General features: G+C 57.4%; 12 protein-coding genes. 6 read left to right on the top strand and 6 right to left on the bottom strand.

What is annotated here, in order from left to right; all coding sequences use genetic code 11:
- Genes EIK79_RS13685 through EIK79_RS13670 form a run of 4 tightly spaced genes read left to right on the top strand, consistent with a single transcriptional unit; the run spans position 1 to position 2,230 of the window.
- Entirely contained in the window at positions 1-459 is a 459-nt protein-coding gene (locus tag EIK79_RS13685) for a DUF7266 family protein (protein WP_124955671.1), read from the top strand.
- 16 nt (positions 460-475) lie between these two features.
- Positions 476-1,132, top strand: a complete 657-nt coding sequence (locus EIK79_RS13680; RefSeq protein WP_124955670.1) for a DUF7263 family protein — start codon at positions 476-478, stop codon at positions 1,130-1,132.
- Complete coding sequence (locus EIK79_RS13675) at positions 1,125-1,604, top strand: DUF7262 family protein (protein WP_124955669.1); 480 nt, start codon at positions 1,125-1,127, stop codon at positions 1,602-1,604. The genes EIK79_RS13680 and EIK79_RS13675 overlap by 8 nt, the downstream gene beginning before the upstream one ends.
- Positions 1,601-2,230, top strand: coding sequence for a DUF7261 family protein (locus EIK79_RS13670; protein WP_124955668.1), 630 nt, complete (start codon positions 1,601-1,603; stop codon positions 2,228-2,230). Before EIK79_RS13675 ends, EIK79_RS13670 begins: the two co-directional genes overlap by 4 nt.
- Here the strand turns inward: EIK79_RS13670 and EIK79_RS18175 are convergent.
- Positions 2,164-2,706 (bottom strand): metal-dependent hydrolase, encoded by a 543-nt coding sequence (locus EIK79_RS18175; protein WP_185715643.1) that lies wholly within the window; start codon positions 2,704-2,706, stop codon positions 2,164-2,166. The genes EIK79_RS13670 and EIK79_RS18175 overlap by 67 nt on opposite strands.
- A 313-nt stretch (positions 2,707-3,019) precedes the next feature.
- Here EIK79_RS18175 and EIK79_RS13660 point away from each other — a divergent pair, with 313 nt between their 5' ends.
- Positions 3,020-4,315, top strand: a complete 1,296-nt coding sequence (locus tag EIK79_RS13660; RefSeq protein ID WP_185715642.1) for an outer membrane protein assembly factor BamB family protein — start codon at positions 3,020-3,022, stop codon at positions 4,313-4,315.
- A 19-nt stretch (positions 4,316-4,334) separates the two neighbouring features.
- On the opposite strand, the gene EIK79_RS13655 is transcribed toward EIK79_RS13660, so the two are convergent.
- Positions 4,335-5,384, bottom strand: a complete 1,050-nt coding sequence (locus EIK79_RS13655) for a protein kinase family protein (protein ID WP_124955665.1) — start codon at positions 5,382-5,384, stop codon at positions 4,335-4,337.
- 236 nt (positions 5,385-5,620) lie between these two features.
- On the opposite strand from EIK79_RS13655, the gene EIK79_RS13650 reads away from it, so the two are divergent.
- Positions 5,621-6,193, top strand: a complete 573-nt coding sequence (locus EIK79_RS13650) for a DUF7344 domain-containing protein (protein WP_124955664.1) — start codon at positions 5,621-5,623, stop codon at positions 6,191-6,193.
- A 22-nt stretch (positions 6,194-6,215) separates the two neighbouring features.
- Here the strand turns inward: EIK79_RS13650 and EIK79_RS13645 are convergent, their stop codons facing one another.
- The 4 genes from EIK79_RS13645 to EIK79_RS13630 form a co-directional block, all read right to left on the bottom strand.
- On the bottom strand, positions 6,216-6,932 hold the full coding sequence (locus tag EIK79_RS13645) for an ABC transporter permease (protein WP_124955663.1): 717 nt from the start codon (positions 6,930-6,932) through the stop codon (positions 6,216-6,218).
- On the bottom strand, positions 6,925-7,872 hold the full coding sequence (locus EIK79_RS13640) for an ABC transporter ATP-binding protein (protein ID WP_185715641.1): 948 nt from the start codon (positions 7,870-7,872) through the stop codon (positions 6,925-6,927). Before EIK79_RS13640 ends, EIK79_RS13645 begins: the two co-directional genes overlap by 8 nt.
- A gap of 124 nt (positions 7,873-7,996) precedes the next feature.
- Entirely contained in the window at positions 7,997-8,767 is a 771-nt protein-coding gene (locus EIK79_RS13635) for a TrmB family transcriptional regulator (protein WP_124955661.1), read from the bottom strand.
- On the bottom strand, positions 8,760-12,341 hold the full coding sequence (locus EIK79_RS13630) for an MMPL family transporter (protein WP_233738167.1): 3,582 nt from the start codon (positions 12,339-12,341) through the stop codon (positions 8,760-8,762). Before EIK79_RS13630 ends, EIK79_RS13635 begins: the two co-directional genes overlap by 8 nt.
- Positions 12,342-12,558: the final 217 nt, after the last annotated feature.

The following is a 12,558-nucleotide window of genomic DNA, read 5'->3' as shown; positions in this document are numbered from 1 at the left end:
GTGGACAACCGCGGTCTCACACCGGTCGTGAGTGAGGTGTTGCTGATCGGTCTCGTGCTATTGTACATTGGATTGGTGACAGCAGTGTTGTACGGCAGTGCAATCCCAGAGTACCAGGCGACGAGTGGCGCTGAGATGGGTGATCGGGTGCTCGCAACTGCGACAGAACACGTTCAACAAAGCGTGTTTCCTTCGTATCGACTCGACGCTCGGAGTAGCATCGCTCTCCCGGAAACGATCAATAACCAGGCATACTCACTCCGGACAGCCAACCGGACACTGATACTCGAACACCCTCATCCGGAAATCGGTGGGCGTGCCCGGCTTGCAGTACCTTCGTCCGTCCATTCGATCGAGGGACAGTGGCGAAGCCATACACCACTGTCCGTTCGGGCCGTCGGCAATGAAACGGGATACCGGATCACGATAGCTGCGAGCAGCGAGGCAAACGATGACTAGTGATCGGTGAGAAGAGATGAAGACGAAAACAAGGGGTCAAGCGAGTCTTCTCGCGCTGGTCGTCTCGTTAGTCGTGCTCACGGCTATCCTCGGACTGGCGCTTACGGTCGTCGACGGGGCGTACCGAAGCGCCGACCGAGACCCACACGAGCGACGCATCGCCACGTCGCTTGCTGATCGGTTGGTAAGCGAAAGATCACCGTATACGACGCGTGCAAGCGTTATGAACGAAACAAAATTACGAACCTGGAGTGGACAGCAGTTCACCAACACGTACCCATTCACAAACAAGGCAGAACTTCACGTACGGGCAGGTAATGAAACGATCATCGAACGAGGCACCCCGACAGGGGGAACCACGGTTCGGCGGATCGTTCTTCAGGAACGTCACCAGCAGCAGACGACGCCGATCAGTGAGAACCCGGTGATCCCCGCCGGGATACAACGAACAACGATCACAGTTCCAGCTCGTGCATCGGTAACGACGATCCATGCGAACGACCGTGTGGTTCTACACGATCCGTCAGGACTGACCGGATCGTTCGAGATCGCGCTTACGGGACTCGAACCGACGCAGCTACGAGCCACAGAGGAACGGTCAGACGCCGTGACAGTCACATACGCCCGAGTGCAGACGACCCCAACAGAGTTAGTGGTGACCGTCGATGTCTGACCCCAAACGTCGCGGCGACCGTCTCTGGAGGTGGCTACTGTCCGATGGTTGGAACCGGGTCGAGCGGGCGATACCGAACACGTCGAGAGCACAGCTATCCTTACCGGTGATGGAAGTGGCGATCGGTGTGTTAGTAGTGTTTGCCGTGCTGTCCGGGATCATCCTCGGGATTCCCCCACCCGAACCCCGTGAGACGCAGCTCGATACGTACGCCCGAGATACGGCCACGCTCCTCGAAGATCCATCCACGCCGTATCGACTGCCGGCACTCACAACGTCTCGGTCGGGATTCGAACAGGGAGCGCCACTGCTCAGCGATCGTCTCAAAGAACTGCTGCCCGAGAACCTGATGGCACGAATCGAGACCCCACACGGTGTGATCGGATACCGGTCGCCGTCAGACGCGCCGATCGGTCAAACAACGATCCCGACGCCCAATGGGAGCGTGCGAATACTGGTGTGGTATCCATGAAGCTCCGAGCGTCGTCCGCGTCACTCGAAACCGAACGGGGCCAGTTGGTACTCATTGCCGCGGTGTTCGTCGCCGTTTCGTTCATTCCGATCACCGTAGCGTACCTGCAACTGGGCTACAGCGCAGATGTCAGAGCGAACAGCGATACCGCGAGCGAACCGTTAGAGTCGACAGTACGACACGTACGGCAGGTCGTCTCCACGGAAACGAACAACACAACGGCGTGGTCCCAACGCAATCGCACCGTTGCGGAAATTCACAGTCGACTAAGGCCGCACATCTCGACGATCGAAACAGAACACAGCACCCAGATGATCAGCATCGAATACAACGGATCGGCAGCCAAAGAGTGGGCACACGCGAACTGTCCAACCGGTTCGGCCCGCCGGTTCGGTCCGTGTACAGCCGATCGTGGCGTCATCGTTCAGGAACGGCTCGGTGAGACGCACCTTCTTGCTGTTGTATTCGACGTGATGCTCACGACTGATCAAGAGCGGATCGAAGCGACAGTGATAATCCGGCCAGCCGATCGACTGATTGTACGTCGTCCTACAGGTCATCACATCACCGATGCTACGATCACACCCCCACACGAGAGCAATCCCACAGCGAACAGGACGAACTGAGACCAGCCTTGTGGGGCGACAAGAGCGAGCGAATAGCGCGACCGTGCAAACGGGAGGAACGGTCTCACGCTGCTGGTAAGTGAATCACCGAGCAGGTGGAGCAAAGCTGACCCCAAACCGATCACGAAGCCGATCCGTGCATTCCGCAGCAAATTAAACGGACTTCGTCCGGTGCTCCCAGACACAATCACAGGCTGTCCGAACGCGGTTTCCGTGAGCGAAGACACGAGATACCCACTGAGTGCGTAGACGCCAACGCCACACGCCACACCGATGAGGAGCGCGCCGAACAGCGAGTGACTCGTCCCACGATGTTCGACGCCCGGAATCACTCGATCGAAGTCAATGAGTGGTTCTACTACGAGAAGACCTAACAGTCCAAACATAGCGAGACCGGTTTGACCCGACTGAATCAGAACGTACGCGATCGGCGTGAAAACGAGCAGGTTCAACCCGACGTGACCGTGACGATCCATGCTCATACCGTTTGCTACGCCAACAGATAAGCGAGACGGGTAGTCTTCGACCCTACAAACCGCCTCACGGTGTGCTGGACGCGAGAAATCAAAAATTCCTTGTGACAGCCCACGCTGTGCTCTCTCGTCGGTGAACCATCGGCATATCCATCTGGATGGTATAAAATATATACTGGTACTTATTATAATTATACCTAATGATATCTGTGAATTACTATGTGCGTAGCGGACGATCACCAGAGATATGCGGGCTGATACCGTCTCACGTCGACGTGTGATGAAAAGTGTTGGAATTATTACTGGCTTCAGTATCGTGGGGTCCGATAGTGAGGCGCATCGCGACGCCGGTTTGTCTGAGCAGAGCGAGCGGCCACGATCACCCTCGAAACCGGAAGCACAAGCCACGTGGCCGCAGTTAGGGGGAAGGGCTGCCAACACGGGGACCCGACGCGGAGCGTGGGGACCGAAGTCTGACATTACGTTTCGCTGGCAGGTCGAGGCAGAATCACGCCTGTCGGGGGCTGTCGTAGAGGATTCGACCGTGTATACGAGTGATGACAGCGTGGTGTACGCGTTGTCGACGGCCGACGGATCGACGCGATGGTCCACCGACGCTGATCGCTTACATCGAGTGAGTGCGCCAGCAGTCGGTGATTCGTTGGTGTACGTCGGCTCCGGTTCGTCCACAGCAAGAGCGAATGACCGCAACGCATTTGACAGCCATGTCCGGGCCGTAAACCGGGACACTGGCACCGAAGCGTGGCGGTTCGAGCCGAATCGATCCGTAGCCCGGCTTTGCACGCCGACGATCTCGGACGGAATCGTGTACACCGTCGGACGAAACGTTGGCGGCGGCACCGTGGGACGACTCTACGCGCTCGATGGAGCGAGTGGCGAACTGTTGTGGACCCACGAGACCGGCCGATCCGGGATCAACGGTTACGACGCCCCGCCGGTGGCAGTGGCGGACGGCGTCGCGTATCTCGCGGCCGACGAACTGATAGCGATCGATGGAGCGACCGGCACAGTGAACTGGTCAACTGATCCCGAGGGCACGTACAGAGCAATGGGAGCAAACGCGCCGGCAGTTGCGAATGGACGGCTGTACGTCGGTCGCGGAACAGACACAGCAACCACGTTCGAAGCCCGATCAATCACTGACGGTAGCCTTCTATGGGAACATAGCATCACGCGATCTCAGGCGTCGCGTGCCACGCGGACAGCCCGCCGACGGATGGAAATGGAGGGGAAGCCTCTCTTAGGCGAGTGGACCACACCGGCAGTGATCGACGAATCGGTGTACGTCGGTTTCAACGAACGATCACCACGAACGAACCGAACATCAGTCGTTACCGCTCTCCGTTCGGACGGCACTGTGCGGTGGCAAACGTCGTTCGCGGACGATCGACACGTGGTATACACGCCGGCAACGACCGAGAAAACGCTTTATACAGGTGACACAGCACTCACACACGATGACGGAACTATCCGCTGGCGATTGACCGGACCACCCACTCGCCGTGTCGATGCGTTCGCGCCGCCGGCGATCGCAGACGGCACGGTGTACATCGGCGGAGCCACGCTTCGAGCGATCACTGGACGGTCGTAATGGACTCGAATCGATACGGTTAGATCGATGTTCCCGTTCGCATGCTTATCCACGCCGATCCGTTCCAGACGGCCACACCGAACGGCCCAGATGTTCCGTCGTTAATTGCGCGCTCACCCTCGTACTGACCCACGATGGCCGATAGATCAGTTGGTTCGATCACCCCACTGTTCCTAGTTTTCTCGCCAGTGTCAGAGACAAGAAATGAAGAATCATCAAGCACGTAGTGGCTGTCCCGTTGGAGTTCCGTATTCAGTGAACGATCGTTTACTAGGAGCCCGTTCAGGTTCCGATATTCTATATTTCGTATCGAACAGTTATTTGAGGAACGAAACCGGATGCCGTTCGTATCCTGTTGGTGGTGGCCATTGAGGTACGACTTAGCAATCGTGGTCGACTGAGCCTTCTCGATGAGCAGCTGATCGGAGACGTTCTGAGCGTTCCCCTCGATGTAAGCGTTCTCGATAGTGAACACCTCGCTGCCCTCGATGTACGCTCCCTGATCCTTGTTCCGCTCCAACCCCCCACCGATCCATGAGCTCGCGAAGTTGTTCTTCGACCACAGCCCTCGTCCCCCGTTACCGACCGACCGACAGCCGACGAATGACGTGCTGTGCGCACCGTCGTCCATGAAAAAGCCGTTCCCCTCGTTTATGTGGGCATCGCAGTAGAAAAACCGATTGCTGTTCGGGGCAGTATCGCGGTTCAACAGAAAATACCCGTGCTTAGACGCGTTCTCTGCAACACAGCCGAGAAAGCTACAGAACCGTGCCCGCTGGACCTTGAACGCAGAGTTCGCACCTTGGGCGTCGAGGTACACGTTCTGAAGAGTGATGCCAGGTGGACGATTCGGCCCCTGTAAGTCGAGGATAAAGCCCGCCTCAGACTCCTGAGGAACAGCGATACGATTGTGAGGCGGCGATTCGATCCGAATCTCCGTATCGACTGTAATCGGCCACTCATCAGTTGTGGCGTCGTATCCACTCGTGATGATGACGATATCACCCCGAACCACCTCCTGTACAACCGCTTGTAACGAATCTCCCTCCCGAACCGTGTATGTCCCCATAACACTCTCACAATGATTTGGGAACAATATTAGTTTTATTCCTATCTTTGCAAAATTTATATTAGAATATGTGGATACCATTCAAAAATTAGTGTAGAGATCGTTATTTCTTACGGGAATATGACACAGGACTAGATAGAGAGAGAACGAGTCGAGGTGGAATCGTCGGCAAGTACGTCGTCGGTGATCGGACTCACCTCGCAATATTCATTACTGATGTTACCTTGGATACGGTAGTGTCGGACGATAGTCGAGATACACCGGACGAGCAACTGTCGGAGAGTCCATCGATCGAGGAGATCTCCGAGATGCTCTCACACCACCGCCGGCGGTACGTTATCGAATGTCTCGGCCACTACGAGTCTCCCATGTCGTTGCCGGATTTAGCCGACGAGTGTGTGGTGATGGAACACAGCTGTGCGTTGGATGATATCCCGGCTGAGACTGTGAAGGACATGTACATGTCATTATATCACAATCATATTCCGCACTTGGTCGAGATCGGTGCGATCGAGTACGACCAGGAGCGTGATTTGGTGACAGCCGGACCGGCGATCGAGGAGTTGCACACGCACATGGACCTCTCCCGAAAGTCACTCTGCGATACAGCTGAGCAGGCGCTCAAAGCACTCCGTGGAGCGATCTTTGCCGATGGTGACTGTACGACCAACGGACTGACGATCTCTCACACGCGCAAGACGCTCCGAAACGTAGGATTTGACGAGGAAGCAGTGGGGCGACTACTCCACCATCTTGATCGCACTGGCTACATTCACTTCGTTGGTGACTGTATTCGGCTCGTCGACTGACTGCTGGACCGTTCGCGGTGGATTACCGGAGGTCCATCGATCGAAACCACAGTCGGCCCAGGCTGCTGAGTAGGAGTGCGACGCCGAGCAAGAGCACTCCGTTGGTCACTGGGTAGGCGTTCGTGACCAGTATCGCCGTCGGGTCGTAGTAGTGTGCCGGGGTGAGCACACTGAGCCACTCGTAGGGCGTCCCAGCTACACGCCGGGTGAGCACAAAGAGAGCGAGGACGACCGCGACACTGATCCCAGACGCGCGGGTGCCTGTGGACGCGCCCACGGAGAACAGAAGACCGATCGACGCACACACCAGAAGATACGGGATCGAAAGCATATGGACCAGAAAGAGGTTCGTCGGTCGGACTGGTGTACCGATGGCGACCGTTCCAAGATAAACGAAGATACAGACAGAACCGTTGACCACGAGCATTACGGCGAGCAACGCGAGAAACCGCTGGCGGACGATCGACGAGCGGGAGACCGGCGCGGACAACAGCACATCCATGCGGTTGTGCTCGATGTCTGCAGCCAGTAACGACCCGGCGCTGTACGCAAAATAGCTTCCGAGGCCGAGCACCCAGCCGAACTGGTACACCTCTGATGCGAGAAACGCACCGATCGTTTGGGAACTGGTTCCGAACACGATACCGATCGCTGCGAGCGCAATCCCTACGAAACCGGCCGTGAGTGCGATGATTTCGAGGCGACGGTGTCGCAGCTGGTGTCTTGCGATCTCAAACATCCACACCACCACCGTTTCCCAGCCGTGTACCGTACCACTGTGTCAGGAATTCCCGGAGTGCTGCCTTCTCAATGATGAGGTCACGGATCGTATACGTCGAGAGTGCTTCGAGCAGCGTCTCGTACGTCCCGGTGTAAACGAAGCTGACAGCCGTTCGTGGCGGGCGTCCATCGTGCTCATCGGACAGCTGACCGTCCGTGCGGTCAATTTCGACGTTGTAGCTGTGCTCGGAGGGGAATGCATTAGCGTCGACCGGATCTGTTGTCACGAATCTGATATTCCATGGTGCTCGGTCAGGGAGCTGTTGGTTCGTTCGAAAATCGATGAGGTGACCGTTGCGGAGGATGCCGACCCGATCACAGAGGAGACACGCGGTGGTGAGACTGCACGAGCCGACGACGAGAGTTGTGTCCCGCTGTCGTTCGATATCGAGAAACGTCCGGAGTTGCTCCTGTGTCGACGGATCAAGCCCAACCGTTGGCTCGTCTAATATGACGAGCGCCGGGTCGTGCATGAACGCCACCACCGTAGCGAGTAGCCGTTTCTGTTCGGGCGTGTACGTGCGAATCGGTCTGTTGAGGTGTGAATCGAGTGCAAACAGTTCGAGCAGTCGTTCGCTGCGTTCGTCATCTTTGAGTGAGGCATGGTACGCGAGGAGCTGTTTTCCCGTGCGTGAGCCGTCGAACGACGGCTCACTCGGGAGGTATCCGACATCCTGTTTCATCGCTATCCGTTCTCGACGGTGTCTGATGTCGTAGTTGAGCACCGACGCGCGGCCCTGAGATGGGGCCTGTAACCCCATCAGCGTTCGAATCGTCGTGGTTTTCCCAGCTCCATCCGGCCCGAGGAGACCGAACACCTCCCCAGGCTCGACGGTGAACGTGAGCCCTTCTATCCCTCGCTCGTCGCCATAGTATTTCGTCAAGTTGTCCACATCCATGCTCGCCATATCGGTTAATATCTTCCTGAGAGTTTTGAGCTACCCATCCCTAAAGGGATAGGATTCGACGACGAAACATTGTTTTTCGTATTGAACTGGTAGCCGGTAGGAAGCCCCAGCGTTCCTATCGGAGACACTGCTCGACCCAATCGTCGAGCAATCCGATGAAAATAGCGGCGACGCTGGTGCCATCGCTCCAGATGGCTGCTTCGTGGCTAGAACGAGTGGGCCCACCGAGTGTACTGAACAACACGGTTTCGCTGTCGACAGCGAGAATTCGCCCGCGCTGTCCTTCGATCATCGTTCGGTCGGTCACGATGTGGGTAGCAACCGGTGTGCTGTCGAACTGCTCACAAACCGCAGGATCTTCGCTGAGGACGGTCACCTGAACGTCCTCAGCGGCCGCTGTGAGCGTCTCGACGATCACGTCACTCACCAGTGCTTGTTCCGGTGCACCGAACAGGATCCGGTCGTCAGCTCGGGTAATGAGATCAACGATACGGTCGTCGATCGGGCCTTTGCCGGTGACGGTCCACACACCAACCTGCGTTTCGTTGGTGGCGGCGTGTTCACCCTGAACAGCGTGCAGGTAGTCGAAAGCGCGTCGCTCCTGCTCTTCACGCCGTTTTCGAAGGCGCTTTCTCGCCGTCTCAAGTCCGATCGCCCGATACTGGATCGGGTTCGACTGCTGGATGTCGATGAGACCCAACTCGTTGAGGCGTTCTGCGGCCCCGTACACCTGCGAGCGGGGCACGTCAGTGATACGGTCGACTTCGCTCGCGGTGCCCGTTTCGAGTTGCTGGAGCGCGATGAACACCGCGGCTTCGTACTTCGAGAGACCGAGCTGCCCGAGGGCGTCGATAGCAACGGGTCTGGTCGGTCCTGAGTCAGTCATCCGTGTACGCCTCCTCTCCCGTCGTTCCGAACGAAGTCTCTGCTGTCTCGAACGCGTTACTGGGCCCGAGCCATCGCGTCCACAGGACGAGAAGGCTCGGAAGAACGATGACGCTCGCTAGGAACGCGTAGATGATGGTGAGTCCAGTGATGATACCGAACTGCTGAAGCGGCGGTAAGATTGCGAACGCGAGCACGCCAAAGCCGCCGACGGTCGTCGCAGCACTGCCGAGCAACGCACCCCCAGTACCGGTGACTGCCGTCTCAAGGGCGTCCCACGCGGTCGTCGTGTCATCGAGTTCAAGGCTGTACCGCTCGGAAAGGTGGATGCTGTAGGCGATCCCCAACCCGACGGTGAGGCTCGTGATCAGTCCCGTGATGACGTTGAACGGGATGTTGAGCAGATACATCGTGCCGAGAATCCACGACACGCTGAACCCGACTGGCAGCATCGTCACGAACCCGAGCGAGGCACTGCCGTACAGATACCGGTAGACGAACATCAAAAAGACGAACGTCACACCGAGCGTGATGAGCAGGCTCTCGATTACCGTCCGGAGCAGTTGATCCTGAACGTTCTTGAAGACGATCTGCTGTCCCGTTGGAGTCGCTTCGAGACTGTTGGTTTCCTCGACGCTCGCTGCGACCGCACGCATCTGGTCAGTCACTGCCTGACCGCCAGCACCGCCGTCAATCGAGACGGTCATATGGAGCGCTTCGTACTCCCCGTCGTCGGTCCGCTGGATCACTGACGCCGCCGTGTCAGGGGCTGTCTCGTACAGTGAGTCGTAGACGGCGTCGAGATTCCGATCCGGGACGCCGTCCCCGTCTGTATCCGCGTCAGTGAACGTCTGGTTGAACGATTCGTTCTGGGTTGCGACGTCCTCCATTGCCGACAGCGGACTCGTGATGTCGCTGTCGCCGTTCGAGAGGGTCGCCGTCACATCCTTGTCGCTGGCGTTCTGTTCTGCGCGGTCGACTGCCGTCATCGTCTTCGGGTCGGTGACGTTCCCTTGGATGAGCAACGCGGCGCTCGAATCCTCCCGAACGAACCGATCGTTGACAAACGACATCGACTCCTTGGCGGTGTACTCCCCAGGTGCGAACGGCTCGGGGAGCGATTCCATCCAGCCGTCGGGATCGTCCGCGAGGAAGTCCTCTTGAGCGAAGCTGGTGTCGACCTGTGAAGCACCGACACCGCCCGCGACCGTCAGGACGAGCGCGATGAGAACCACGAGGTGGGGCGCTCGGCGGGCCGCCGTTGCGCCGCCGGCCAACAGAGATCCAAGCGTTCCACCGCCGGTTCCAACCGCGCGTTTGTGTCGATCCCAGCCACGAGCTTCGAGTGCGCTGTCGAGTTCGACTTTCAACGCCGGCACGAGCATCCCGAACACCAACAGCGCGGCGGAGATTCCGACCGCACTCACGATACCGAACTCACGGATCGGTGGCACCGAGCTGGTGAGATTCGAGAGGAACCCGATCACCGCTGTCAGTGTCACTAACACGAGCGCGACGGCGATGCCGCTGAGTGCCGATCGCATCGAACGTCGAACGCCACCGGTGTTCTCGCGGCTCTCCCGGTGGCGCATGAAGACGTGGATCGCGTAATCGATCGACAACCCGATCAACAACACCGGCACCGCAATGAAGATCTGGTTGAACGCGATTCCGGCCCAGCCCATAAAGCCAAACGTCCACACCAACACCACGCCGATCCCGAACAGTCCGAGTAGGATGTCGAGGAGGTCTCGGTAAGCGATTATGAGGACGATCAACACGAACACAAGCGCCAACGGTCCCACAATCGCCAGGCTGTCCGTCATTGAGCGCTCGATCTCGTCAGTGATGATCCCCGCACCGAAGACCGACACCTGTTGTGAATCGTACTCCTCGTGAGCGATTTCCTCGATGGCTAGCTGAGAATTGATGAGTCGCTCGTTCGCAGTTCCACCCATCGAGGTGCCGTTAGCGCTCTGGGAGACGATGACCATCGTCGCGTTCGCCGTATTGTCACCCGGATCGTAGTTGGATGGCATGAACGCAAACGCGCCGTTGCTCTGGTCCGTGCTGTTTCCACCGAGCACCGCGTCGACGGCCGTTTGGATCTCGGAGCTGTTCCGCGATTCCAGTATGTCGATCTGCTCCGTGATCGATAGTTGTGACTCGTTGTTTTGGAGCGCTTTTCGGTCGGCGTCTAGTTGCTCGACTTTCTGTTCGAGCGTCTCTCGATTCGACTTGAGTGTTTCCGACTCGTTTTGCAGCGTTTGTGCGCTCTGATTCAGCTCCTGTGCGTCGTTTTCGAGCTGTTGTCCCTGTTGTTCGAGTTGTTGTTGTCGCTGTTCGATTTTCTCACGGTCTGTTTTGAGCTGTTGTCCCTGTTGTTTGAGTTGTTGTTGTCGCTGTTCGATTTTCTCGCGGTCTGTTTTGAGCTGTTGTCCCTGTTGTTTGAGTTGTTGTTGTCGCTGTTCGATTTTCTCACGGTCTGTTTTGAGCTGTTGTCCCTGTTCTTGTAGCGTCTGTTTGCGGGTTTGTAGCTCATCGCGGCTCTGATTGAGCTCCTGAGCACGCTCTTTCACGGCTTGTCCATCGCGTTCTAACGCCGCACGATCAGATTCAAGCTCGTCCGCCCGTTGGTTGAGAGCGGCCGTATCGTTTGCGAGCGCGCGTTTGTCTTGTTCTAGCTGTTCTCTTCGCTGCGCAAGCTCAGCGGGAGGAACGTCCCCTGAGCGCCGGTCTTCAGCGAGTTGCTTTCCGCGGGCGGTGATGTTCTTCGCGCGCTCTGTGAGCGAGTCACGCGTCTCGTTGAGTTCATCAGCCCGCTGTTTGAGCCGCTCCCGTCGCTGGGTCAACTCCGTGCGACTCTGGTTGAGTTCGTCGGCTTGTTGTTTGAGTTCGCGTGCGTCCGCTTGCAACTCCGCGCGGCTCTGGTTGAGTTCGTCGGCTCGTCGTTTGAGTTCGCGCGCGTCCGCTTGCAACTCCGTCCGACTCTGATTGAGTTCGTCGGCTCGTCGTTTGAGTTCGCGCGCGTCTGCTTGCAACTCCGTCCGACTCTGGTTGAGTTCGTCGGCTCGCTCCTGTAACGCTTGGCCGCGTTCTTGGAGTTCGTTGCCCTCCTGTTTGAGCTGTTCCGAACGTTGCTGGAGTTCCTCGCGGCTTTCGTTGAGCGATTCGCCGCGTTGTTGTAACTCCGTTCCGCGCTCTTTGAGTGATTCACCTTTCTGTTCGATCGCCGTTCCGCGTTCTTGTAACTCCTCAGCCCGGTCCATCTGGACCGCAGCCGTCGAAACGACACTTGCGACGCCGACGGTCGAATCGTTTGCCAGCGTCCCGTTGATCGTCTTGTTAGTGGTTAGCGATCGCTGGAGCCGCAACTGTCGGAGTAACGCCTCTTTGGAGAGGACATTGTCCTCCTGAATGACGATCTGCACCGATGTGGTGTTCGCGTCTTGGCTCGTGAAGTTCTCCGAGATGTATTCCTCTGCTTGGGCCGCTTGGCCCGTATTGCTCTGGAACGAATCGAGCGAGGAACTCTGTGTAATCATCGGCGCGCCCGCGCCCATAACGACCGTCATGAGCAACAACGCACCGATGACTGGACGACGATATCTCGTTACACCTGCCGATAACCGTTCTAATACACCCATTTCTCACCTCGTAGTCTGATTGTACATTGGACGATACACCTGTCGTATAATCGTACATTAACCGCTACCTTTGTTAGTATGATCCTACTAACACGGATATCTGATAAGCTTGCCGAAACGTTCGCATAGATAACCGTCGTTGCTT

Source organism: Halocatena pleomorpha (assembly GCF_003862495.1).
Taxonomy (GTDB): domain Archaea; phylum Halobacteriota; class Halobacteria; order Halobacteriales; family Haloarculaceae; genus Halocatena; species Halocatena pleomorpha.
This window is presented reverse-complemented; position numbering and strand designations above follow the sequence as displayed.